Source organism: Paenibacillus sp. FSL M7-0656, assembly GCF_038003225.1.
Classification (GTDB): Bacteria; Bacillota; Bacilli; order Paenibacillales; family Paenibacillaceae; genus Paenibacillus; species Paenibacillus amylolyticus.
Genome location: NZ_JBBOOT010000001.1, coordinates 3,196,474 through 3,222,567 on the forward strand (window position 1 = coordinate 3,196,474; position 26,094 = coordinate 3,222,567).

Annotated in this window: 19 protein-coding genes, 3 rRNA genes and 1 riboswitch; of the genes, 11 read left to right on the forward strand and 11 right to left on the reverse strand. The window is 46.9% G+C overall.

What is annotated here, in order from left to right:
• Nucleotides 1-221: 221 nt before the first annotated feature.
• Entirely contained in the window at nt 222-1,175 is a 954-nt protein-coding gene (locus MHI01_RS14150) for a copper amine oxidase N-terminal domain-containing protein (protein WP_315371098.1), read from the forward strand.
• 181 nt (nt 1,176-1,356) lie between these two features.
• Here the strand turns inward: MHI01_RS14150 and MHI01_RS14155 are convergent, their stop codons facing one another.
• Together MHI01_RS14155 and MHI01_RS14160 are read right to left on the reverse strand one after the other, a co-directional pair.
• Nucleotides 1,357-2,025, reverse strand: a complete 669-nt coding sequence (locus MHI01_RS14155; protein WP_036606151.1) for a pectate lyase — start codon at nt 2,023-2,025, stop codon at nt 1,357-1,359.
• A gap of 347 nt (nt 2,026-2,372) precedes the next feature.
• Nucleotides 2,373-3,248, reverse strand: coding sequence for a radical SAM/SPASM domain-containing protein (locus MHI01_RS14160; protein ID WP_036606150.1), 876 nt, complete (start codon nt 3,246-3,248; stop codon nt 2,373-2,375).
• A 217-nt stretch (nt 3,249-3,465) separates the two neighbouring features.
• Nucleotides 3,466-3,568: riboswitch (TPP riboswitch) on the forward strand.
• 158 nt (nt 3,569-3,726) lie between these two features.
• On the opposite strand from MHI01_RS14160, the gene MHI01_RS14165 reads away from it, so the two are divergent.
• The 7 genes from MHI01_RS14165 to MHI01_RS14195 all read left to right on the forward strand — a co-directional run bounded on the left by MHI01_RS14165 (nt 3,727) and on the right by MHI01_RS14195 (nt 10,828).
• Nucleotides 3,727-4,491 carry an ABC transporter ATP-binding protein gene (locus MHI01_RS14165; RefSeq protein ID WP_076253489.1) on the forward strand — a complete coding sequence of 255 codons (765 nt, stop codon included), beginning with the start codon at nt 3,727-3,729 and terminating at the stop codon, nt 4,489-4,491.
• Nucleotides 4,481-5,308 carry an ABC transporter permease gene (locus MHI01_RS14170; protein WP_076253490.1) on the forward strand — a complete coding sequence of 276 codons (828 nt, stop codon included), beginning with the start codon at nt 4,481-4,483 and terminating at the stop codon, nt 5,306-5,308. Before MHI01_RS14165 ends, MHI01_RS14170 begins: the two co-directional genes overlap by 11 nt.
• Nucleotides 5,309-5,475: 167 nt before the next feature.
• Entirely contained in the window at nt 5,476-6,549 is a 1,074-nt protein-coding gene (locus tag MHI01_RS14175) for an ABC transporter substrate-binding protein (protein ID WP_076253491.1), read from the forward strand.
• 926 nt (nt 6,550-7,475) lie between these two features.
• Complete coding sequence (gene thiM, locus MHI01_RS14180; protein ID WP_036672665.1) at nt 7,476-8,288, forward strand: hydroxyethylthiazole kinase; 813 nt, start codon at nt 7,476-7,478, stop codon at nt 8,286-8,288.
• A complete protein-coding gene (gene thiD, locus MHI01_RS14185; protein WP_076253492.1) occupies nt 8,285-9,097 on the forward strand; it encodes a bifunctional hydroxymethylpyrimidine kinase/phosphomethylpyrimidine kinase in 813 nt (270 codons plus the stop codon). The genes thiM and thiD overlap by 4 nt, the downstream gene beginning before the upstream one ends.
• Nucleotides 9,097-9,762 (forward strand): thiamine phosphate synthase, encoded by a 666-nt coding sequence (gene thiE / locus MHI01_RS14190; protein WP_315372077.1) that lies wholly within the window; start codon nt 9,097-9,099, stop codon nt 9,760-9,762. Before thiD ends, thiE begins: the two co-directional genes overlap by 1 nt.
• 322 nt (nt 9,763-10,084) lie before the next feature.
• Entirely contained in the window at nt 10,085-10,828 is a 744-nt protein-coding gene (locus MHI01_RS14195) for a MerR family transcriptional regulator (RefSeq protein ID WP_315372078.1), read from the forward strand.
• Between the two features lie 559 nt (nt 10,829-11,387).
• On the opposite strand, the gene MHI01_RS14200 is transcribed toward MHI01_RS14195, so the two are convergent.
• The 9 genes from MHI01_RS14200 to MHI01_RS14240 form a co-directional block, all read right to left on the reverse strand.
• Entirely contained in the window at nt 11,388-11,870 is a 483-nt protein-coding gene (locus MHI01_RS14200) for a hypothetical protein (RefSeq protein WP_053061447.1), read from the reverse strand.
• 325 nt (nt 11,871-12,195) lie between these two features.
• Nucleotides 12,196-12,852, reverse strand: coding sequence for a deoxynucleoside kinase (locus MHI01_RS14205; protein ID WP_036672670.1), 657 nt, complete (start codon nt 12,850-12,852; stop codon nt 12,196-12,198).
• The gene (locus MHI01_RS14210) at nt 12,849-13,472 is read right to left on the reverse strand and encodes a deoxynucleoside kinase (RefSeq protein ID WP_017690540.1); all 624 of its coding nucleotides are present in this window, start codon (nt 13,470-13,472) and stop codon (nt 12,849-12,851) included. Before MHI01_RS14210 ends, MHI01_RS14205 begins: the two co-directional genes overlap by 4 nt.
• A gap of 199 nt (nt 13,473-13,671) precedes the next feature.
• Nucleotides 13,672-13,788 (reverse strand): 5S ribosomal RNA (rrf, locus tag MHI01_RS14215).
• Between the two features lie 78 nt (nt 13,789-13,866).
• Nucleotides 13,867-16,792 (reverse strand): 23S ribosomal RNA (locus tag MHI01_RS14220).
• A 310-nt stretch (nt 16,793-17,102) separates the two neighbouring features.
• Nucleotides 17,103-18,655, reverse strand: a 16S ribosomal RNA gene (locus MHI01_RS14225).
• Together the 16S, 23S and 5S rRNA genes form the textbook arrangement of a ribosomal RNA operon.
• 701 nt (nt 18,656-19,356) lie before the next feature.
• On the reverse strand, nt 19,357-20,532 hold the full coding sequence (locus MHI01_RS14230) for a YhgE/Pip domain-containing protein (protein WP_340983428.1): 1,176 nt from the start codon (nt 20,530-20,532) through the stop codon (nt 19,357-19,359).
• An 80-nt stretch (nt 20,533-20,612) separates the two neighbouring features.
• A complete protein-coding gene (locus MHI01_RS14235; RefSeq protein WP_036605963.1) occupies nt 20,613-21,044 on the reverse strand; it encodes a MarR family winged helix-turn-helix transcriptional regulator in 432 nt (143 codons plus the stop codon).
• A 165-nt stretch (nt 21,045-21,209) separates the two neighbouring features.
• Complete coding sequence (locus tag MHI01_RS14240; RefSeq protein ID WP_074093608.1) at nt 21,210-21,377, reverse strand: DUF3934 family protein; 168 nt, start codon at nt 21,375-21,377, stop codon at nt 21,210-21,212.
• 308 nt (nt 21,378-21,685) lie between these two features.
• Here MHI01_RS14240 and licT point away from each other — a divergent pair, with 308 nt between their 5' ends.
• The 3 genes from licT to MHI01_RS14255 all read left to right on the forward strand — a co-directional run bounded on the left by licT (nt 21,686) and on the right by MHI01_RS14255 (nt 26,081).
• A complete protein-coding gene (licT, locus tag MHI01_RS14245) occupies nt 21,686-22,546 on the forward strand; it encodes a BglG family transcription antiterminator LicT (RefSeq protein ID WP_339189717.1) in 861 nt (286 codons plus the stop codon).
• A gap of 184 nt (nt 22,547-22,730) precedes the next feature.
• Complete coding sequence (locus tag MHI01_RS14250; protein ID WP_062327253.1) at nt 22,731-24,629, forward strand: beta-glucoside-specific PTS transporter subunit IIABC; 1,899 nt, start codon at nt 22,731-22,733, stop codon at nt 24,627-24,629.
• A 42-nt stretch (nt 24,630-24,671) separates the two neighbouring features.
• Nucleotides 24,672-26,081 (forward strand): glycoside hydrolase family 1 protein, encoded by a 1,410-nt coding sequence (locus tag MHI01_RS14255; RefSeq protein WP_074093605.1) that lies wholly within the window; start codon nt 24,672-24,674, stop codon nt 26,079-26,081.
• The last annotated feature ends 13 nt before the right edge of the window (nt 26,082-26,094 follow it).

Below are 26,094 nucleotides of genomic sequence, written 5' to 3' on the forward strand. Positions count from 1 at the left end.
GCGGCACAAGGCCGCTCTCTCAGCCCAACTTCATTGAGCTCCCGGTTCACTTATTTCATTGCTTCTAATGTACATCAGATGGGTATTTGTGGCAATCCCTAGAAAAATCATCATGCTTCATTTGGGGTAACAGGGGAAAGAATCTGATGGTTCACTTTCCATAATATGAAACATTTAGGTTATGTAGTCCGTCTTAAACATTAGAAGGGAGATTGATAGTGATGAAAGATTACAATTCTGTTTGGCAGCTTAAAACATGGAAAATGGTCCTTGCCGCTTCGATACTCACCGCAGGCACGGCACCTGCCTTACTCTCATCCACTGTGGCGGAAGCCGCAACAACTAAACCTAAACCGACAGCTTATATTAACAATGTTCAAGCTCAATATGATGTTGTCATACGGCAGGGTATTACGTACGTGGCATTGACGGAGCTTCAATTCCTCGGCAACTATACGTTTGGTTACAATAACAAAACAAAAGAGATCAGCATTAGCACAGGCAGCGATAAGTATGTCCTTACACCTAACAGCAAAACAATGAAGAAAAACGGTCAGAATGCGACATTATCCTCAGCGCCGATTCTGGTGAATGGTAAAGCGATGCTTCCGCTCCGTGCCATCGGTGAAGCTTTTGGTGCCAAGGTGCAGTGGAACCAGAAGGCCAAGGAAGCCTACATTTACACTACCGATGCTACGATTGTAAAAGAATATAACAGTTCCGATCTGACTGTGGCGCGTGAAGCCGCACTGCATCTGCCACGCTTCTCTGAACTGGGACAAGCACGTCTGGACATTCGCAACCCTTTGGGTCCAGTGGATTCATCCATTGAATACATTTTTGAACAAGACAAAAAAGATCGTTTCTTCGTTGTTGAGGATAACGATCTGATCAGTTATTATATCCTTAAAAATGGAAGTGCACTGCTACAATGGCAGGCTAACATCAGCAAAAATGCCGGAACCATCGGTGACCTGTTCTTTATTAAAAACAAAGCCGTTGCTGAAGCAGGGACTCGTCCTTCCGTAACAGGTCAAACACTCGTATCATTTAAGTACTCTCGCATGCTTGAAGAAACCTCTTACGAAATCATGAACAAATTGGACTCTATTGATACCGGTTCTGTTGTCCCCGAGAAAGGCAAAGTCATCGTTGAAGTTCCGGGAGAGCAATAATTTGAGCATCCTCTATAAAACATTGCTCAGCAGAACTATACTATGACATCTGCATTACAAAGAGCGTCCCACAAAGTCATTGTAACAATGACCTTGGAACGCTCTTTTTGGCGTTATATTTTAACTTCAAATTACAAGCAGAGCTTAAACTTTTACCAACTCCAGCGATTCAATCTTCTGTCTAATATTGCGTGTTCCCAGACTGGCTCGTTTTCCCTGAAGCAAACCCCTTGAACAACGTTGGTACTTTGGAATAACGGGTATTCGTAATTTTCCCTTGTGATGTGCTGCTGTCTGTACGCATAATCGAATCTTTTACATTGGAAATGTTGGAGTTATCCAGCGTCATGTTAACTGCAAAGGAAGTTCCACCATTTTGGCGAACCAGTTTGCCAATATCATCTGCACGGAAATTTTTGATGTTAATTGTTCCAGCTGCATTCATCTGGAACACTTTATCATAAGCCTTATACGCTGCCCCACCGGTAATGTTAACCGTTCCGGCAGACTTCAATGTCAGTGCATCCTCGCCCACGTCCTGCCAGACCACATTCGATATATTACAGTTGCCATAACAGTGAACACCATCAGCAGCTGGTGATCCAATGTTTACGTTTTTGAGCGTGGCCCCTGCCTCCAGACGGAAGACTGGCTTCTGATTTTCTGCTTGAGATCCGTCGCCCAGTGTGGAAGGATTGGCTACAAATGTTTTACCTTGGCCGTCATAGGTCGTGCCCTTTGGAACCACAATGGTTGAATTTACAACCGTAGGCGCAGCCGCAGCCGGAACTGCACCAAATATAGAAGCAACCAAACCAGCGGACAGTAACAACGTCAACATTTTTTTCATAACTTTATTCCTCCCTTATTCTCTCGTTTTTTGGTAGTGTACAGCCTGGGCTTGTACTGGAAGATCTTCAGAGGTGCACCTCTGTCCGATCTACAACCTAATCTTACCAAATAAGGGAGGTAACTAGAATAATCATTAGATCAGATATATCATGACATCGTACAATCCCTGTCATATCGGCATTTTTTGCATGCTAGGTCTCTCAAGCAATATGCTCATATCAACCTCTGGTATGCTCATTTGTAACGTATATACCCCTCACTTAATCCCCGATAACAAAGAAAGACCACTGCATTTGTCTCCAAATGTGTGATCTTGAATGGCTTCTGGCTTGCTGATATAAGATATCAGGCTCCAAATCTCTGACGATAACCGCACTTTCTACACAACTCTTCTACAGCTTCGCGTTTGGAGAAGCCATATACCAGATTGTTCGCTCGCTCACCCTCAATAATCTCCGAGAATGACTTCTCGTGCACATTACCAAGGTTAATCACACCCTCGCCATCGAGACAGCATGGAACCACCGTTCCATCTACAAGCACAGCTGCCTGACCGCGAAGTGCATGGCAAAAGCCTTTACCGTCATCTTCAGGTGCATCCAGACTTGGCCACTGGAACTCATGGTCCTGATTCAGGTATACATTCGGGGCAATTTTGACCCCGCTGCCTGGAACTACTTTTTCCTCAATGCGGAAGTCCAGATTAAACTCACGTTCCAATACTTCAAGGGTCTCCCGATTTCGATTCATCTGAGCATTTGTGAAGTTATCCTGTGTCAGATTCCACAACCGGAATGAAATGATGACATTGTGCTTAACGGCCTCGTGTACAAAGGACAAAATATGACGCAGATACCCGTCACGATCTGTTGAACCTTCATGCCCATCGAAGCTGTGCAGGGAGAAATTCATCTGCCGCAGCGCCGGTTTGCCAAGCAATTTATGCTGAGTCTTGGGCAGCAGTGTACCATTCGTTGTAATGTTCACCTTGAGTCCCTTCTCATGTGCGGAATCGAGCAACAGATCTATTTTGGGATGCAACAAGGGTTCACCTTTGACATGTAAGTAAATATGATTGGTGTGTGGTTTAACTTGATCCAGTATATTGTTGAAGACTTCAGGGTCAATGAATCCTTTGGCACGCTGTGTCTGCGGACAGAAGCTGCATGCCAGATTGCAGATACTCGTGATCTCAATATATACTTTTTTGAACGTTTTCAACTCGGGTCCCCATTCTGCCTAGGAGGGAGAACAATCCCACCTGCATTTGTGATCCGGCCAATATGCGCCACCACTATTATATCGGGTTAGGGAGCCCAGGTAAATTGTTCAGTTGTTCGGGTATGACTCCAAGTTCATCTCAAGAATTCTATCATGCTGCCTCTTTACAGTTCATGTTCGATTGATATATGCTGAACACACAACTGCATATCTTGAACTTTTGCACTAGGGGAGCCTTGCGGCTGAGACGAATATGACTATTCGGACCCTTTGAACCTGATCTGGATCATACCAGCGGAGGGAAGTGGAGCGGCCTTTTAGTAAGCGGAATTTTTTCATGTATGTGAAGATAAATTGCGGATTTAACTTACAGACCCACTCATTTCTCCGGAAATGGGTGGGTCTTTTTTGTTCCTTTTGCAGAGTATAGGATGCCGTTGTTATTGCAGTAGTCTGACATCAAGGGGGTGAGGATCAGATGGATAACCATGTAACCATTCACAACGTAAGCTTTGCTTTTCCCGAAAAAAAGGGTTCCCCTGTGCTCTCCAATGTGTCGCTTCAGGTTCAACAAGGAGAATTTGTCTCGCTCATCGGCTCCAGCGGATCAGGTAAAAGCACGCTCTTCAAGCTGCTCGCAGGCTTGCATGAACCAACCGTTGGCACCATCGATATAGCTGATGTCCCGCAAGGACAACGGCTCGGACGAGTCGCCTATATGCCGCAGAAAGATCTGCTGTTATCCTGGCGTACCGTCATGGAGAACTGCATGCTACCTGCCGAGCTTGCACCAGGCCGACAGGATAAGGACAAACTACGAGCCGATATCATCGCAGGATTGGCAAGGTTCGGCTTGTCCGGTTATGAACATTCCTATCCGGATGAGTTATCCGGCGGCATGCGGCAGCGGGTGGCATTGCTTCGTACCTTGCTTACAGGCGGGCAGCTCATGTTGCTGGATGAACCCTTCGGTGCACTCGACGCATTAACCAAACGAGAAATGCATCGCTGGTTGCTGGAGCTGTGGGAGAGCTTTGGCCAAACCGTGATGTTCATTACACATGACATCGAAGAAGCCCTGCTGTTAAGTGACCGTATCATTCTGTTAACTCCAGGAGGGCAAGGTCAGCAGTTGCAGGAGATGACGGTTCCTTTACCACGCCCAAGGCATTCGGACATGATCTACGAACCGGCTCTCGTGCAGATGAGGCAACAACTGGAGGAACAATTGCATGCACGATAGAGCTGAGGTTAGCGTCTGGACGTGGTGTTTAAAGTGGCTCTCGAGGTCGTTTTCCCAATATGGTCTGTTCATTATGCTCATGTTCTTATTACTGGCGATCTGGGAAGTGATTGTGCGTATGGGATGGGTGCCCTCCTTCATCATTCCTGCACCCACGGCCATCGTAAGCTCACTGGTTGAGCATCGCCGTCTGCTGTTGACCATCCATCTGCCTGCTACCTTTATGGAGGTTGTTGTTGGTTTTGTCTTGTCCATAGTGACTGGAATTACGCTGGCAACAGGCATGCATATGAACCGATCGATTGAAAGGGCATTGTATCCCTTCATCGTGATCAGTCAGACCATACCGTTGATTGCCTTGTCCCCCGTATTTATCCTGTGGTTTGGTTACACGTTGTGGAGCAAAGTCGCCGTGGTATTTTTAATCGCATTCTTCCCCATTGTGGTCAGTACCTACGATGGACTCCGCCAAGGCGATCCAGAGCAGCGTGAACTGTTGCTCACCATGGGCGCCAGCAAGTGGGATATTTTTTGCAAACTCCAGGTTCCGCTGGCACTTCCCTCTTTTTTCTCGGGGCTAAAGATGTCTGTGGTGTACTGCGTGGTTGGGGCAACGATTGGCGAATGGCTCGGTGGTAGCAAAGGTCTAGGGTACTTCAGCCGTCGTATGTCCAGCAACATGAACACGGATGCGATGTTTGCCGCCATTTTGCTGTTATCCCTGCTTGGGATCGTTTTGTTTGTACTGATTACCTGGCTGGAGAAACGGTTTAGCATACGGCGTCATCGTCATGGAGGCAAAAGAAAGGTTGGATAATACTTAGACAGAAATTAGATGTAAATACAGTAGTTACAATCTTCAAAACAAAACATATCTTATGCACAATTTCAGCAACATCTTCAATCAGTTCATTGTCACATTATCGTTAACATGCTGTTGCCCATTTTCTACAAATCAAAACGATGAAATGAGGAACTTCATTTATGAATAACAAAGGTATATACTCCCTGCTTCCCATCATACTCATTAGCCTTTTGCTGATCGTTAGCGGATGCAGCACCACAGACAATAGCCAAAATACGCCAACAACAGATTCGGCAACCAATACACAGCAAACAGATCCGTCTGCAACCGAACCTGCATCAGACGCCAAAGATAAACTGTCTATCATGCTCGACTGGTACCCGAATGCAGTACACTCCTTCATCTATGTGGCTCAGGAAAAAGGATACTTTGCAGACCAAGGTCTGGATCTCGATATTCAGATGCCTGCGGATACCAATGATTCGCTCAAACTTGTTGCTGCCGGAAAAATTGATCTGGCCCTAAGTTACCAGCCCCAAATCTTGCTCGCGCGTGGCGAGAACATTCCTGTACGTTCCATTGCTGCTGTTGTTCGGCACCCGCTTGTGCATCTGTTGACCGAAGCGAATGGCAACGTAAGTTCACCCAAAGATCTTGAAGAAAAGACTGTTGGTTATTCCTCCATTCCTCTGTACGAAGCGATGGTACGCACGATGATCAGTAAGGATGGCGGCAATCCCGACAACATAAATCTGGTCGACGTTGGGTTCGATCTGATTCCTTCGCTGGCTTCCGGACAAGCGGATGCGATTATGGGTGGTTTTATTAACCATGAACAATTGATTTTGGAGAAAGAAGGACATGCCATGAAATCGATTAACCCCGTCGATTATGGTGTGCCTGATTATTATGAATTGGTCCTGACTGCAAGTGAAGCTGGCATTGAAGCAAAAAAAGACCAACTTACCCGGTTCGTCAAAGCGGTCCAGGAAGGACAGAAATATGTGACTGAGCATCCAGAAGAAGCCTTGAGTATTCTGCTCGCTCATGAGAATGAAACATCACCGCTTGACCCGGAGATCGAAACCAAAAGCCTGGCAATTCTGCTACCACTCATGAATGAAGAAGGCCAACCATTTGGTCGGCAGGAAATGGAATCGTGGGAAAATGTACGTACATGGCTCGTTGAACAGGATTTGATTCCTGAATCGGTGAAAGCCGAGGATACTTTTATTACTCTGCAAGGAGAGTAAATAAAGGAGAGCAACGCGAATAAAGGAAAAGTGATTGAACATAAAGGGAATGAAAGCAATGTGATTAAAAGCAAAGTTAGCAAAACGTAGGATCGAATGCATGAAGTTTTGCGAAATGGAATTGGCCTGAAGCAAGCATCGGAGGATCAGAATTTATAACAATCCTAAGTGGCTTGATGTGCATCTGGGCAGATTGATATGCGTTTGGGTGGCTTGTTGATATGTATTTGGTAATGTAATTAGCGCTTATCTTCAAGCCTACTGGGAGCTGAAACGCTCCTTAACTTGATCGAAACAGAGCATGCTACGACCGCTAACGAATCTGAGGCGTCCTATTCAGGGATTTGGAGCGGTTGCAGAAATCTAAAGAACCTGAAACATGTTATATCAGAATAAATAGCTGTTTGCAGCGTTTTGGTCAGGAGATTCTGGGAATAACGTGTCTGATGTTCCTTACATTTCAAAAGGAGGACCTGACAGCCAAATAAGACGTCCTGTGTTCTTTAGAAACATCGTCTGACCAGTCGTGCCCCGATCGATCGTGCCCCAATCAGTTGGGTATCGACCAGCCTGGACTTCAAGACACTGGTTGGATGCTAACATCCATCACAGTATTGCTTGCCTGAGTTTGGAGAAATACCCTGGGTTCACTTTCTGTATTTTGTATCGTTTCGTTTTTTACTGTTTCGCTAGATATCGATCAGAATGATTCAATTTGTCTATATCCAGTTCCAAAAATCCATTTTAGTGAGTTATGAAATTGATTTAGATTTTACGTTTCTGCTTTTCCCGCATTAATGCATCTGGCTGTTGTTAGACTCTGCGCCCCAACTCAACAAGGGAACTCATATCCAATTATTCTGTTGAGTGACTCCAGATATCGGACTTCCGCCGATCGGGTTACTTCAAAACAAGGAGGAAATTATATGTCTTATCTGGAACGTGTTCGTACGCAAAATCCGCTGGTACACAATATCACTAACCTTGTCGTGGCTCCCTTCACAGCCAATGGTCTGCTTGCACTCGGTGCGTCCCCTTTTATGGCCTATGCTCATGAAGAGGTCGCTGATGTCGCCAAGATGTCAGGAGCCGTGGTACTCAACATCGGTACACTCGATGACAAAGTCGTTCAGGCAATCCGTCTGGCAGGCCAATCGGCTAATGCGCATCACGTGCCTGTGGTGCTTGATCCGGTTGGAGCTGGCGCAACCACCTATCGCACGGAAACCGTGCAGATGCTCATTCGTGAACTTCGTCTCACGGTACTGCGCGGCAATGTGGCAGAGGTCGCTAATGTCATCGGTGAGAGTTGGAGTATTAAAGGTGTGGACGCAGGATCAGGTGAGGGCGACCGAATCGGCATTGCGGAGCGGGCAGCGCATAAACTTGGCTGTGTCGTGGTCATTACCGGAAAAGAAGATATTATTACTGATGGACAATCCACATTCCTCACGAGTAATGGTCATGCCCTGCTCACTCAGGTCACAGGTGCTGGCTGTCTGCTCAGTTCAGTGATTGGCGCTTTTACAGCCATAGCGGAATCAGGAGCCGATCTTCTAGGCAGTGTTGTTGAAGCGCTAGCGTTTTATGGTGTAGCAGCTGAACTGGCGGCAGAGCGGACAGCTCATCAGGGGCCGGGTAGCTTCCAGATTGAATTGTTGAATCAACTGGCACAAGTAACACCAGACCTCTTGGCAGAACGCGCACAGATCCGTCAGATCCGTGGAGGTGCAGTATGAGTATTGCTCAAGCGCTAACCATTGCAGGCTCCGATAACGGGGGCGGCGCAGGCATTCAGGCCGATCTGAAAACATTCCAAGAACTTGGTGTATACGGCATGACCGTTATCACCGCTATTGCTGCCCAAAATACAACTGGTGTGCAGGGCGTTTTTCCCATCCCTTACGATGGCATTGCCCAGCAATTGGACTCGACCGGCGAAGACTTTCAACCAACCGCAACGAAGACCGGCATGTTATATAGTGCCGAGATTATTCGTCTAGTCGCTGAGAAATGGCAGCAATACCGTTGGGCTAATCTGGTCATCGACCCTGTGATGGTAGCCAAAGGTGGCGCCCCCCTTCTCCAGCAGGAAGCTGTAAAGGCGTTGGTTACGGATCTGTTGCCCCATGCCCTGATCACAACACCCAATATCCCGGAAGCGGAACTGCTTACCGGGATGTCTATCACCAATCTGAGCCAGCGGGAAGAAGCCGCAAGACGGATTGTACAGATGGGCTCAACGTATGCTTTGGTCAAAGGTGGTCATGATGAAGGAAGTGGCATGATCGTGGATGTGCTCTACGATGGGCAGTCTTTTCATTATCTGGAGAATGTTCGTGTGGTAACCCGTCATACACACGGAACGGGGTGCACATACTCTGCTGCCATCACCGCAGAGTTAGCCAAGGGTTCACCTGTTCTGGCTGCCGTTACGACCGCGCGAGCATTCATTCAGGCAGCCATCGAAGATGAGCTGGGGATTGGGGCCGGACATGGGCCGACAAATCATTTTGCGTATCAGCGCAGACAGCGGGGTGAGCAGTGATGCGCCCTTGGGATGCAGAAGCGGTACGACGCGCGATGCAGGTATATTTAGTGATGGGCAGCGTCAATACAAAGCAAGACCCTGTGGAAGTGCTGCGCCAGGCCATTGCTGGCGGCATTACGCTGTTCCAGTTCCGTGAAAAGGGAACTGGCGCCCTGGTCGGCGAAGCTTGCATCACGCTTGCAATGCGGCTTCGCGAGGTGTGCAGCCAGCACGGGGTCCCGTTCATCGTGAACGATGATGTGGAGCTGGCTGTAGCGGTGGAGGCCGACGGCATGCATGTCGGCCAGGATGATGCGGACGCGGCGCTAGTACGCGCCCGCATTGGAGATGGGCGGATGCTTGGCGTATCCGCCCACTCTGTGGATGAGGCGCGCCGTGCGTTGCAGGCGGGCGCCGACTACCTTGGCGTCGGGCCCATGTACCCGACGCGCTCCAAAGCGGATGCCCATGCTGTGCTGGGCCCCGCAGGGGTGGCGGAACTGCGCGCCGCAGGCATCGCAGTTCCGATTGTGGGTATCGGCGGCATTACGCCCGATACCACGGCCGCCGTGATGGCGGCTGGAGCCGACGGCGTAGCCGTCATCTCCGCCATCGCGGGCGCGGCCGACGTGCGCGCAGCGGCTGCGCAGTTCGCTGCGGCAGTTCGCGGGATGCAGGCGTAGCCCTGCTCTCCCTGCACTGCCAGCCCCGTGGGCTGCACCGCATACATGGTGCAACCCACAACTGCTCACGCTCCTCTCCATAACAGAGGAGCCTCAAAACACCCCCGCGGCGCGGCAGCAACCCATGTCTTCGACATAGAAGCACAGCCGCTCCCCTACAGTGACTGAATGTTATAATAATTCAGTCATATCCAGTCACATCCTGTCATCAATCCATGATCAAGATGCAGCTTCCATGCTCGCATCTTGTTTTTTCATTTTCAACGGTTGACTCTCACGTAACGTGACACTGTACAATCGGTGTTGTAAGGAGGTTTCACACATGGCCATGAAGGTAAAAGAAGTTGCCGAACTTGCCTCGATCAGTGTGCGCACACTGCATCACTATGATGAGATCGGATTGTTAACACCGGACGAAGTAACTTCTGCCGGATATCGATTATATTCAGATGCCAACCTGGAACGGTTGCAGCAAATATTGTTTTTCAAGGAACTCGACTTCTCTCTGAAGGAGATCAAAAACATTATAACCAACCCCTCCTTCAATCCGGAAGAAGCACTTAAAATGCATCGACTTATACTGCTGGAGAAGCGCCAACGCTTGGACCAGATGATTGCTACCATTGATAGAACGGTTTTACACGTGAGAGGAGAAATTAAAATGACAGCCAAAGAACAATTCGAAGGATTTGATTTTAGCCAGAATCCGTATGAACAAGAAGCGCGGGAACGTTGGGGAGACCATGCCGTCGATCACGCAAATCAGAAGCTGCACAGTAAATCAACCACAGATCAGAAGGCTCTATCCAATCAAATGAACGAAATCTACAAGCGTCTAGCCGCACTTCGTCACACAGAACCAGCATCTGCCGAGGCACAGGCCGGTATTCAAGAATGGTACACCTGGCTGAATCAGATGGGAAGCTACTCGCCTGAAGCCTTCAGAGGACTTGGTCAGATGTACGTGGACGATGATCGCTTCACGCGTAATATTGATCAGTTTGGCGATGGTTTGGCAGTATTTATGAGAGATGCTATGGCTGTATTTGCTGACCAAAACAAATAATATAACCCTGTATTCAACCACATACAGTTTTATTTAATTCTCATTGTCGTCAGATGTGTACTGTAAACGATAGTCTTGAACTTAGAGCTCTGTCCTCTAGTGATAAAAGTAATCCCTCGTCATCAGCTTTATTCACAGTAAATGACCCTTCGGATAACTGAACCTACCTTTTGGGGTGAACATATCTTTCTTGTAATTAACCTTATGAACATGCTGGATATTTACTAGGGTTATGTGGTAAGTAATTTAAATCGATCCGAATTGTTGCAAAAGTTATGAGCAATATCCCCCTACCTGGTGTATACACAAAAGGGACGTACACCCTCAGGCGTATCGTCCCTATGTATGTAAGTATCTCAGCCGCAATGTGAACAAGCCTAACTGCTGCTCACTCTGAGTACTTTATAAATATCTTTTAAAGTAGATGCTCTTTACTACGTTTTTCTTCTGCTCCCAGTCCTTCGATATAACCTTTTCACAAGTGCTTAGGATGATGAGCATTAAGTTTCTTCTGTCAAACGTTCTTCATTTTACTGCCAAGCGTCCACCGTCTATCCGATTAAGCTCTTGGTGCGTGATCCGATGAAGATGCATCCGTAGCTAGACTGGTTCTCGCCATCCGGCCAGGAATCTGCCATGCAGACACAATCGCAAGCACGATGAATAACAAATCAATCGGTTGACTGAAGTACTCCTGGAAGGTTTCCACAAACGCACTGATCATCTCGCTATCAAACACAAGTTCCATCACGCCGACATCACCAAACAGTTCAGAAGTAAAATAAACCACCGTCAGATATTTCCCCAACAAAATGCCGACAAGTGCAAACAGTACGGCAATAATCTTATGTACCGTCGCAATTTGTTTATTGGAGAACAACACAACTGCGTAACCTGTGAGCGCTCCAATCAGAATCGCAATTAATCCCACCTCATAATCGGTCATTGCAGCAATAGCTGCCCATACGATGCCTCCCAGAATGGCTGCAATTAAGCCACCAATGATCGGCATACCGATTTTAACTCCTTGTTTCTCTTCCACGTTGTCTTTCCCTCCTGAGTCATGCATATGCTTCTTTTCCAGAATTCACCTTTCCTATGAAACCACAAAAAGACTTATTATTCAACATTTTTCTACTTTTGGTGCCATGTATTTACATAATAGAAAAGATATATTAAGCATCCATTTCCTTATTCGCTCGAATATCATTTTAGTTTTGTCCACAAACCTCTCATAATCATTCCCTTGGTACATAAAAAAACACCCCTCCAACAGCATAATAGCCGTAGAAGGGATGTTGTCCATATCTGTATCATAGATATAACCAATGTAACCGAGAAAACTACATTGAAAAGCTCTCTCTATCTTACCTTTGCACTTCCTTGGAAGGCTGAATGACAGCTGCAATCTGTGCCAAAATGGCATCCACCGATGCCGGATCATGCACATCATACTCATCAATGTTCAGACGCAGCACAGGGCAAGCTGTAAACTGATCAATCCACACGGAATAGCGCTCGTGCATGTGTTCCCAGTACGAACGGTCCGTCTGAATCTCCATCTCGCGTCCGCGTTCCGTAATACGGTTTAAAATCGAAGGCAGACTGCCTTCCAGATAGATCAGCACGTCTGGATGTGGGAAATACGGTGTCATTACCATCGCTTCAAATAAACTGCTGTATGTCTCGAAATCTGTAGCAGACATGGTTCCTTGATCTGCATGCATTTGTGCAAAAATGCCCGTATCTTCATAGATAGAACGATCCTGTACGAATCCGCCACCCAGTTCAAAAATCTTTTTCTGTTCCTTGAATCGCTCTGCCAGGAAATAAATCTGCAGATGGAAGCTCCAACGCTCAAAGTCATGATAGAACTTCTCCAAATATGGATTATGATCAACTTGCTCTAGAGAGGTCTTGAAGTTCAAACGCTGCGCAAGTGCAGCCGTTAACGTGGATTTGCCCACCCCAACCGTACCTGCTACCGTAATTAATGCATTCGTTGGAATGCCATAGTTATTCATATGATATACTCCTTTACCTGATTAACAATTTGCCTGAAGTGTTCAGGATGTTCCACAAAGTCGAGTTGCTCTGCATTGACCTTAATGATTACTGGCGGATTTGAGCTATTTGCCAGATAGTCCATGCCTGTTTTGTAATCGGCGATCAGTTGTTCCATATATGCCGGGTCCATATCCTGCTCAAATGAGCGTCCACGCTTGTTAATGCGGTACATCAACGTATCGAGTTCAGCTTCAATATAGAGCACCAGGTTGGGCTTTGGCAGATCATCTGTTAACAGATGATAGATTTGACGATATTTATCCCGTTTCGTTCCCTTTAAGGTACGATCGGCAAAAATCATGTTTTTATAGATATGATAGTCTGAAATGACTGGGGTATTCTGCTCTACATAATGAGCGCCCGTGTCTTCCAGCTGTTTAAACCGATTACACAGAAAAAACATTTCCAATTGGAAACTCCACTCGTCGATATCCTGATAAAAGGAAGCCAGAAATGGATTCTCTTCTACGATTTCTTTAACTAACGGAAGATTCAATTCATGGGAAAGCATCGTTGCCAGCGTTGTTTTCCCCGCTCCGATCGGACCTTCCACGGCAATAAACGGGGCTGATTTCATCGTGTTCACTGTTCCTCCTCGTACTTATGCGTGTTTCCGTTTTCTATATAGACCTCACCTATTGTATCACAGCTTTAAGGATTGGAACGCCAGTATTTTATGTATATAACAAGTCAAATCAGAACTAATGAATTACATAAAATGATTTACATTAAAATAAAAAAGACACACTCGATATCATCAAGTGTGTCTTCCTGTTGCTTGGCGGCGTCCTACTCTCCCAGGACCCTGCGGTCCAAGTACCATCGGCGCTAGAGGGCTTAACGGTCGTGTTCGGGATGGGTACGTGTGGAACCCCTCCGCCATCGCCACCAAACGCATAGCTTAGCTTACATTCAGAGATCGTTCTCTGAAAACTAGATTCGAAACGAAACATGCGAATTACAACTTGCTATTGGATAAGCCCTCGACCGATTAGTACTGGTCAGCTCCATGCATTGCTGCACTTCCACCCCCAGCCTATCTACCTCGTCGTCTTCAAGGGGTCTTACATACTGGGAAATCTCATCTTGAGGGGGGCTTCACGCTTAGATGCTTTCAGCGTTTATCCCGTCCGTACATAGCTACCCAGCGGTGCTCCTGGCGGAACAACTGGTACACCAGCGGTACGTCCATCCCGGTCCTCTCGTACTAAGGACAGCTCCTCTCAAATTTCCTACGCCCACGACAGATAGGGACCGAACTGTCTCACGACGTTCTGAACCCAGCTCGCGTACCGCTTTAATGGGCGAACAGCCCAACCCTTGGGACCTACTTCAGCCCCAGGATGCGATGAGCCGACATCGAGGTGCCAAACCTCCCCGTCGATGTGGACTCTTGGGGGAGATAAGCCTGTTATCCCCAGGGTAGCTTTTATCCGTTGAGCGATGGCCCTTCCATGCGGTACCACCGGATCACTAAGCCCGACTTTCGTCCCTGCTCGACTTGTAGGTCTCGCAGTCAAGCTCCCTTATGCCTTTGCACTCTTCGAATGATTTCCAACCATTCTGAGGGAACCTTTGGGCGCCTCCGTTACTCTTTAGGAGGCGACCGCCCCAGTCAAACTGCCCACCTGACACTGTCCCCGCACCGGATTACGGTACCAGGTTAGAACCTAGATACGATCAGGGTGGTATCCCAACGTTGCCTCCACACAAGCTGGCGCTCATGCTTCAAAGGCTCCCACCTATCCTGTACAGATCGTACCCAAATTCAATATCAAGCTGCAGTAAAGCTCCATGGGGTCTTTCCGTCTTGTCGCGGGTAACCTGCATCTTCACAGGTATTAAAATTTCACCGGATCTCTCGTTGAGACAGCGCCCAAGTCGTTACGCCATTCGTGCGGGTCAGAATTTACCTGACAAGGAATTTCGCTACCTTAGGACCGTTATAGTTACGGCCGCCGTTTACTGGGGCTTCGGTTCACAGCTTCGGATTGCTCCTAACCACTCCCCTTAACCTTCCAGCACCGGGCAGGCGTCAGCCCGTATACTTCGCCTTACGGCTTCGCACAGACCTGTGTTTTTGCTAAACAGTCGCTTGGGCCTTTTCACTGCGGCCCCCTCGTGCTATTCACACTACCGGGGCACCCCTTCTCCCGAAGTTACGGGGTCATTTTGCCGAGTTCCTTAACGAGAGTTCTTCCGCGCGCCTTAGAATACTCTTCTCGCCTACCTGTGTCGGTTTGCGGTACGGGCACCATCACCTGGCTAGAGGCTTTTCTTGGCAGTGTGAGATCATGACCTTCGCTACTATAATTTTCGCTCCCCATCACAGCTCAGCCTTACAATGTGCGGATTTGCCTACACATCAGCCTTACTGCTTAGACGGACATCCATCAGTCCGCGTCACTACCCTACTGCGTCCCCCCATTGCTCATAACGGCTTACGGTGGTACAGGAATTTCGACCTGTTGTCCTTCGACTACGCCTTTCGGCCTCGCCTTAGGTCCCGACTTACCCTGAGCGGACGAGCCTTCCTCAGGAACCCTTAGGCTTTCGGCGGATCAGATTCTCACTGATCTTTTCGTTACTCATACCGGCATTCTCACTTGTATAATGTCCAGCGCTCCTTACGGTACACCTTCAACCCTTATACAACGCTCCCCTACCCCTGATGCAAAGCATCAAGCCATAGCTTCGGTGGTGTGTTTAGCCCCGTTACATTTTCGGCGCAGAGTCACTCGACCAGTGAGCTATTACGCACTCTTTCAATGATGGCTGCTTCTAAGCCAACATCCTGGTTGTCTGTGCAACTCCACATCCTTTCCCACTTAACACACACTTGGGGACCTTAGCTGATGGTCTGGGCTGTTTCCCTTTTGACAATGGATCTTAGCACTCACTGTCTGACTCCCGGAAGTAAGTCTATGGCATTCGGAGTTTGACTGAGCTTGGTAACCCTTGCGGGCCCCGCACCCAATCAGTGCTCTACCTCCACGACTCTGTTTTCCGAGGCTAGCCCTAAAGCTATTTCGGGGAGAACCAGCTATCTCCGAGTTCGATTGGAATTTCTCCGCTACCCCCACCTCATCCCCGCATTTTTCAACATGCGTGGGTTCGGGCCTCCAGTGCGTGTTACCGCACCTTCACCCTGGACAGGGGTAGATCACCCGGTTTCGGGTCTACGTCCACGTACTAATTCGCCCTATTCAGACTCGCTTTCGCTACGGCTCCGGCTCTTCACCTTAACCTTGCACGGGAACGTAACTCGCCGGTTCATTCTACAAAAGGCACGCCATCACCCCTAAAACGGGCTCTGACTTTTTGTAAGCACACGGTTTCAGGTTCTATTTCACTCCCCTTCCGGGGTGCTTTTCACCTTTCCCTCACGGTACTGCTTCACTATCGGTCGCTAGGAAGTATTTAGCCTTGGCAGATGGTCCTGCCGGATTCATACGGGGTTTCACGTGCCCCGCACTACTCGGGATCCGTCTCGGAGGGAACAGACTTTCAACTACAGGGCTTTTACCTTCTTTGGCGGGCCTTTCCAGACCTCTTCGCTTAACCGGTTCCTTTGTAACTCCATGTGAGACGTCCCACAACCCCAAAGAGCAAGCTCTCTGGTTTGGGCTTCTCCGCGTTCGCTCGCCGCTACTGACGGAATCACTATTGTTTTCTCTTCCTCAGGGTACTTAGATGTTTCAGTTCCCCTGGTATGCCTCTGCATAACCTATGTATTCAGTTATGAGTAACTGGAAATTACCCCAGCTGGGTTTCCCCATTCGGACACCCCCGGATCAAAGCTTGCTTACAGCTCCCCGAGGCAGTTTCGTTGTTCGCCACGTCCTTCATCGGCTCCTAGCGCCTAGGCATCCTCCGTGTGCTCTTAGTAGCTTAACCATTTTGTTCCGGTTTCGGTCGCTCGCTTCCCTTGTTTTGCTTGCGCAAAGCCAAAAGTCGCTCTCACCCGATACCCTCACAAAAGCAATTTAACTACCTTTATACACTTGACTTGTTTGCACAAGTTCAGCTTAAAGGAATGTTCTAATTCGCGTTTGTTTCGTTTCGATATCTAGTTTTCAAAGAACAAGCTCCATGCAAAAGCAAGCTGTTTTGAGAGTTTGAGCTCTCAAAACCGAACAACGAGTGAGTGTTTTGCAGCTAAGCTGCATATTTGAATGTTTCCGTTGCAGGAAACGATTCTCCATAGAAAGGAGGTGATCCAGCCGCACCTTCCGATACGGCTACCTTGTTACGACTTCACCCCAATCATCTATCCCACCTTCGGCGGCTGGCTCCTTGCGGTTACCCCACCGACTTCGGGTGTTATAAACTCTCGTGGTGTGACGGGCGGTGTGTACAAGACCCGGGAACGTATTCACCGCGGCATGCTGATCCGCGATTACTAGCAATTCCGACTTCATGCAGGCGAGTTGCAGCCTGCAATCCGAACTGAGACCGGCTTTGTTGGGATTGGCTCCATCTCGCGATTTCGCAGCCCGTTGTACCGGCCATTGTAGTACGTGTGTAGCCCAGGTCATAAGGGGCATGATGATTTGACGTCATCCCCACCTTCCTCCGGTTTGTCACCGGCAGTCTATCTAGAGTGCCCACCCGAAGTGCTGGCAACTAAATATAAGGGTTGCGCTCGTTGCGGGACTTAACCCAACATCTCACGACACGAGCTGACGACAACCATGCACCACCTGTCTTGAATGTTCCGAAGAAAAGGTACATCTCTGCACCGGTCATTCAGATGTCAAGACCTGGTAAGGTTCTTCGCGTTGCTTCGAATTAAACCACATACTCCACTGCTTGTGCGGGTCCCCGTCAATTCCTTTGAGTTTCAGTCTTGCGACCGTACTCCCCAGGCGGAGTGCTTAATGTGTTAACTTCGGCACCAAGGGTATCGAAACCCCTAACACCTAGCACTCATCGTTTACGGCGTGGACTACCAGGGTATCTAATCCTGTTTGCTCCCCACGCTTTCGCGCCTCAGCGTCAGTTACAGCCCAGAGAGTCGCCTTCGCCACTGGTGTTCCTCCACATATCTACGCATTTCACCGCTACACGTGGAATTCCACTCTCCTCTTCTGCACTCAAGTCACCCAGTTTCCAGTGCGATCCGGGGTTGAGCCCCGGGATTAAACACCAGACTTAAATGACCGCCTGCGCGCGCTTTACGCCCAATAATTCCGGACAACGCTTGCCCCCTACGTATTACCGCGGCTGCTGGCACGTAGTTAGCCGGGGCTTTCTTCTCAGGTACCGTCACCTTGAGAGCAGTTACTCTCCCAAGCGTTCTTCCCTGGCAACAGAGCTTTACGATCCGAAAACCTTCATCACTCACGCGGCATTGCTCCGTCAGGCTTTCGCCCATTGCGGAAGATTCCCTACTGCTGCCTCCCGTAGGAGTCTGGGCCGTGTCTCAGTCCCAGTGTGGCCGATCACCCTCTCAGGTCGGCTACGCATCGTCGCCTTGGTGAGCCGTTACCTCACCAACTAGCTAATGCGCCGCAGGCCCATCCCCAAGTGACAGATTGCTCCGTCTTTCCAGTTCTCTTCAGGCGAAGAAAACAATTATTCGGTATTAGCTACCGTTTCCGGTAGTTGTCCCAAACTTGAGGGCAGGTTGCCTACGTGTTACTCACCCGTCCGCCGCTAAGTATCAAGGAAGCAAGCTTCCTATCAACTCCGCTCGACTTGCATGTATTAGGCATGCCGCCAGCGTTCGTCCTGAGCCAGGATCAAACTCTCCAATAAAGTATTGAAAAGAGCGATAAGCTCATTTTGAATCTGACGAGATTAAAAATCTCATTTGTGCTCCAGTCGATTCAAGCCAAGGCTTGTTTCAACTTTCGCGTTCATTCTGCAAGCAGAATGTTTACTCACTCGTTGTTCAGTTTTCAAAGATCAAACTTGTTTCGTTACCGAATGTTGTTCTCTTCAGCAACTCTTATATAATATCATGTCCGAACCAACTTTGCAAGCTCTTTTTTTTAAGTTTCTTTCGAAGCTTATTTCATTTGCTTGCCGCACCGTGTAAACCGTGTTTTCTTGGCCGGATTAATAATATATCACGTATAGATATTAATTACAATACTTAATTTAATAAAATTCATTTACTACAAATAAACTACTCTTACTGTGTTGCTCTCCTCTATCCCAGTGTAAAGTTTATTATAGCTTAAATGACATTTTTTCCATTCATACATCGCAATACATGTCTAATTGATTTTAAACTTATTAGCCTACATCTCCTCTCTTATATTTTAGCTTCATTAATATGCTCAATTTAGGTTGTCCTTTTATCAAGGTCATGCAAGATTTACTGGGGGCACTGTAAGTTACCACGAGTATAAGTAGAGGTATTATAAAAGATAAACAAAAAAAGTGATGCACGCATATAACTATACGTGAACCACTTTCTTGTGTGTTATTACATTATATATAGAAGGAAACTCTTAATGTTGTGCCTGTGCTGATGCTGGAGGCGTCATCGTCATTTGTCCATTACCTGCTTTTTGCATACCAACTCGCAGCAACGTATTTCCCCACGTAATAATCGAGATCAATAGAAGATGAACCATGTATCCCCCAACTGCTTCTCCACTATAGATCAAACGCATAAATCCCTGTACCCCATTGGAAGCGGGCAGAAAGTTTCCGATATAACGGTAGAATGGCGCCAGCATCTCGGCTGGAATGATATTTCCTGCTGTCATCAACTGGAGCGGAACCATCGCTACATTAAATAGAGGACCTGCATTGCCAAACAGGGCAAAGCTCATTTGTGTAAAACAGATACAAGCCAGACTCACCAGCACATGATACAGATACAAAGCGCCGAAGGAGCTCGCAACATCTGTGAACTGAAGAGCTACTGTATCCACAATTAGGGGAACAATCAAAGCTATACACAATAACAGCAATTGCCGTCCCCAGAAGATTTCCCATTTGGAATGGGTACGCTTCATGATATTCGACGTAATATTAAACTGAATATTCATAGTCATCGAAGCAATATAGGTGATAAACCCCAAAATCATGGGCAGCATCGATGTTGCAAAATCACTCACGCTGTTCGTTTTATTAATTTCAGCCTTCACAGGCCCTTCATTCATCTTCGCCATCGCTTGTCCAATAGCTGCACTCAGTTCATCGCTATTTATACTATCGTTATTGAGTGTCACTTGAACCTTGGATTCCAGAATCCCTTGACCCATTTGTGCAGTCATTCCGGTCGCAGCATGTTCCACAATGGATTTGGCTACATCGGCATTTCCCTGATTGATATAAAAGGGTAAGCTCGCCTCTGTGCCTCCTGCAATCTGGTCAGTGAATCCTTCCGGAATAACAATAACCATCGCATAGTTACCTGCATTCATCTGTTGCTCAGCTTCCTCGGCAGAACCCAGTACATTGACATGGAAAGGCGCGAGCGTTTCAATCTGCTTCTGCACCTCTTTTCCCTGTGTCCCGTCTTCGTTCACCAGAGCAACTTGAAGTTGATCCACTCTCTCCGTGGCTTGATGATAACCCGTCATCCAGATCACAACAAATAACAGCGGAACAATCAATGCAAAAACCAATCCTATTTTTGTCTGTGGCACTTTAAGAAAATCTTTGAAGCTTCTCATTCGTTCACGACTCCCATTAGTTAAAATTAAAATAATTGCACTACATATATATGCACATGCACATAATTGCTCAAAAAAATTTATTTCATCTTTTCATAGATACGATTCATCACATTCATGAATGCTTCAAGCTCTTCAGGAGAACATTCGGCGAGTGCCTCTTGCTCTTGCTGTTTTGCCTTTGGTGTCAGAACGTTATTCATTTCCAGTCCTTCCGCCGTCAAACAAAGCAAAACCGCTCTGCGATCCTGTGGATCTTCTTCTCTTGTCACCAGACCTTTGCGAATCAACTTGTCTATAATTTTGCCTACCGTTGTCTGGTCCCGCACTGTTAATTCAGCCAGTTTTTTCTGTGATATATGACTTCCAGCCTTGCTCAATTCATTCAAGACTGCAAATTGTTCCGGAGTAATATCCTGTTCACTCAGATTTCTGGTTGTTGTTTTTTTGTATGCCAGATACGTCCGTGACAGAATCAGTCCAAGTGGATTTTCATCCATATTAACAGGCATGCTGTTGCTCCTTTCTCTATATAGTAGCACTACCATCTAATTTGCGTAAGCTCTATATTATTACCATATTTACATTACTGTCAATTTAATTTTTTATCTTTTCAAGCAAAAAGAGACCCACCCGTTAGTCAGGCAGCTCTCTCCTCTGGCATCGTCAAGCCATACTTACTCGGGCTTGCCACTTGAAGTTTCGGTATCGTCCTTCTTCTTTGTGCCTTTACTTTTATAAGGCTTCGGTGCACTTTTCGCCCGGTTAGCAGCGGCTTGCCAACGGTTCCAGCCTTTTTTACCTGTACCACGGCCGGTGCCGCCTTTTCCTTTTGCATTGCTCATGTTATCACTCCAATAATCCTGTATATGCTTAAAAATGACCGTCCTCGGTAACTTATTATGCAACCCAGCCCATCTAATTCACTTCCAGCATTTCTTATTATACCAAAAATCCACGTCTTTACGTCCATTTCCATAAATCATTGTATTGTTATTCTGTTATGAAAGCGGTATAGTGGACATAATTGAAAGAGGAAGCTGCGTCTTCTTCGGGATTGTTACTGGTAAGCAGGCGATACCCAAACCAAGGCTATTAAGCCTTAGTTTGGGTTTTTTGTTTTTATTACGACCAATTGAGGTGAAACACATATATGATCATCCGTCAGATTTTTAACAACAATGTCATCCGGGCTGAGAACCAGGTTGGTCACGAATTTGTTGTCATTGGCAACGGTCTTGGCTTCAAAAAGAAAAACGGACAGCCCGTGGATGAGGATAAAATCGAAAAAACCTTTGTGCTGAAATCGGATAAAATACCACAAAAATTAATCGATCTGATTGGGGAAACATCGGTCGAATATTTGAAGTTAGCGGACGAAATTGTGGGCCATGCCAAAAAGGAAATGGGCGATATTTTTAGTGATAATATCTATATATCATTGATCGATCATATTCAGTTTGCTATTACCCGGTACCGTAAATCCGTCGGGCTGAAGAATTCTCTTTTGTGGCAGATCAAGAAGTTTTACAAGAAGGAGTTTGGGGTTGGTATGAACGCTGTGGAGCTGATTCAGGAACAATTCGGTATCCAAATGGATGAACATGAGGCCAGCTTTATTGCGATGCATTTTGTAAACGCTCGTCAAGATGCTCAGGGCATGAAACAAACCGTTGAAATTACCGAAGTTATTGATGATATCTTCAACATTGTGACCAACCACTACCAGATTGCTCTGGACGAAAATTCATTTAATTATTCACGGTTTATTACCCATCTTCAATATTTTGTGCAGCGAATGTTGAGTAATGAACAGGAGCAATTTGCTTCAGGAGATAACTTTCTGTATGAGCAGGTGAAGGACAAATATAGCAAGGCATTTGAATGCACACAGCGGATCAATCAGTACCTTGAAGACAAGTTTGAAAGTGCTATGTCCATTGATGAAAAGGTGTATTTGACGATCCATATTCAACGTGTCACTTCCCGTAACGAGCTGCTGGACGCGGAATAAAAAAAGCTTGCAAACGATTTCGGCGTCATATATAGTAGGTCTCACAACTTAACGACAAGGATTGTTACTGCTCAAGCAGGCGATACCTAAATGATTGGCAACAGGTCATCTTTCCGATGATCATAGCCATTCGTTTAGGTATTTTTTTGTTTTCAGGCAATCTTAACAACAAAGGAGAATGAACATGGATCATAAAAAAATGGGGGATGACATCGTTCGTCTCGTCGGCGGAGAAGCCAATATCAATGGTCTTGTCCACTGTGCGACCCGGCTGAGATTCGACCTGAAAGATTCCAAAAAAGCCGAACGCGAAACGCTTGAAAAGCATGACGGCATTATTACCGTTGTCGAAAGCGGCGGCCAGTTCCAGGTGGTCATCGGTAGTAACGTGGCTCATGTATATGCGGAGATTATGAAAAACCGGGATTTCGGAGGAGATTCCTCCTCATCGGCTGAGTCTACAGGGGAAAAAACCTCGCTATTATCCAAAGTTTTTGAAATTATATCCGGAAGTTTCTCGCCGTTAATCCCGGCTATGGCAGGATCAGGTATGTTAAAAGCTTTGCTGACTGTCCTGACCATGCTCGGATGGATGTCGGATACAAGTGACACATACTTGATTTTATCCGCTGCCGGCAACGCTGTATTTTATTTTTTGCCCATCTTCCTTGGGATCACACTGGGTATGAAGCTGAAAGCCAATCCTTATGTAGCTGGCGTAATTGGTGCCGCTCTGATGGAACCGAGTTTCACCGGGCTGATGGATAAGGGTTCAGATGTATCATTCCTGGGTATCCCGGTTGTCATGATGAATTATTCAGCCAGCGTATTCCCAATCTTCATATCCATTAGTATCTACGCTGTTCTCGATAAGTTACTCAAGAAAATCATTTTGAAAGACCTGCAATTGTTCCTTGTACCAATGATTGCTTTGATGATTATGGTTCCTCTGTCCGCAATGGCCTTTGGACCATTCGGTACCACGGTAGGTGACTGGATCTCCTCGGGCGTAACTTGGCTCATTGGTGTCAGCGGTATATTATCAGGGGTTGTACTGGGTGGATTCATGACCTTCATGGTTGTGTTCGGACTCCACTGGGGCTTCACTCCAATCACGATACAGAATATCGGGGTTGGCGGCGATCCGATTGAAGCCATGGCTGCTGCAGCTGTATTTGCACAAATCGGTGTAGCTTTCGGTATTTTCCTGAAAGCCAAAAAGAACAAAACGCTGCGCACTCTCGCTGGCTCAACCAGCCTTACCGGTTTGCTTGCAGGAGTAACTGAACCAATCGTATACGGTCTGATCCTGCGTTATAAACGTGTGATTCCTATCGTGGTTATCGCAGGTGCGATCGGCGGTGCCATCAATGGTCACTTTGGTGTTAAAATGACTGCTTATGTGTTCCACAATATATTTGCCATTCCTGTCTATACACCAACGGTTGTCTACGTGATTGCGATTGCCTGCTCCTTTACGGTAGCCGCTGTATTAACCGTAATGTTTGGTTACGAAAGCAAAACCAAAGATACAGATTCCGTTAAAAACGAATCCGTCTCCAGCACATCGGCTGAAAGTACGCCGGTAGAGCTTCCTGTCGTACCTGAGACCAAAACAACGGAGATCAAGAAAGAACAAATTTATAGCCCGCTCACAGGTAAAGCCGTAGCACTGAGTACCATTAACGACCCAGCCTTTTCAACTGGTGCTATGGGCAAAGGTTTGGCGATTGTCCCTGAGATTGGTGAAGTTGTCGCTCCGGTAGACGGTGTTGTCACTTCCCTCTTCCCGACTGGACATGCCATTGGACTAACCACCAACGCAGGAACGGAAATCCTGATTCATGTTGGCATCAACACAGTAGCGCTGAAGGGAAAACACTTCTCTCCGGTTGTTCAGGAAGGTGATATCGTCAGACAGGGCGATCTGTTGATCCAGTTTGACATCGATAAGATCAAGGAAGCCGGATATGAAACCGTAACACCTGTCATTGTCACTCTAACGCAACAAGAAGTGGATGTGTTCGAAACAACTCAGGAACAGGTACAGAAAAATGATGTCCTGCTGACTCTCGTAGTCTGACCCAACTTATATTATACGAATTCAATTTAGGAGGAACTAACTATGAAACATACTCAACTGAAACCATTTCCTAAAGATTTTTTCTGGGGAGGTTCAACCTCTGCCTATCAGATTGAGGGAGCCTGGAATGAAGATGGTAAAGGCCCTTCTGTCATCGACATGGGGAATCATGTGGAAGGCGTAACCGACTTCAAGGTAACCAGTGATCACTATCATATGTACAAAGAAGATGTGGCGTTGCTCGCCGAAATGGGCTTTAAAGCCTACCGTTTCTCCATCGCATGGACACGCATCTATCCGCAAGGAGCGGGTGAGGTGAATCCGAAGGGACTCGCCTTTTACGATTCTCTCATTAATGAGTTAATTAAATACGGTATTGAACCCATTGTGACGATGTATCACTTCGATCTTCCTTATGCGCTTGAAGAAAAAGGCGGCTGGTCCAACCGAGCAACGATTGATGCTTTTGAACAATATGCCAAGACCCTATATGAGAACTACGGAGATCGGGTTAAATATTGGCTGACCATCAACGAACAAAATATGCTAATCCTGCATCCTGGCTCTCTGGGTACACTGGATACAACACTTGTTGATCCGCAAAAAACACTGTATCAGCAAAATCACCACATGCTGGTTGCTCAAGCTAAAGCTATGGTCCTGTGTCATGAAATGCTGCCTGAAGCCAAGATTGGCCCAGCTCCCAATATCGGTGTAATTTACCCGGCGAGTTCCAAACCAGAAGACACACTCGCGGCTGATAACTATGCTGCCATTCGTAACTGGCTCTATCTCGATATGGCGGTATATGGACGTTATAACCATATTGCCTGGAGTTATCTCGAAGAGAAAGGATATACGCCTGTCATTGAAGACGGAGATATGGACATCCTGGCTCAAGGAAACCCTGACTTTATTGCGTTTAACTATTATACTTCCCAAACGGTTGGTGAAAGCCTGAACGATGGTAATGACTTCTCCCATACAGGAGACCAGCATGAAATCGTAGGTGAACCGGGCGCATATAGAGGATCTGTGAATCCCAATTTGCAAAAAACGGAGTTTGGTTGGGAAATTGATCCCGTGGGCTTCCGCTCTACCCTGCGCCAGATCTACTCCCGTTATCACCTGCCATTGATTGTTACGGAAAATGGTCTGGGTGCCTTTGATAAACTGGAGGAAGGCGACGTGGTTAACGATCCATATCGTATTGAATTCTTCAATAAACATATCGAACAGATTCAACTGGCGATTACGGACGGCGTGGATGTATTTGGCTTCTGCCCTTGGTCTGCGATCGATCTGGTCAGCACACATCAAGGGTCGAGCAAACGTTATGGATTCATCTATGTGGATCGTGAGGAATTCGATATCAAGGAATTGAGACGTATCCGCAAACAGAGTTTCCACTGGTATCAAAAACTGATTGAAACGAATGGAGAAATTCGTTAATACACGCACTAAT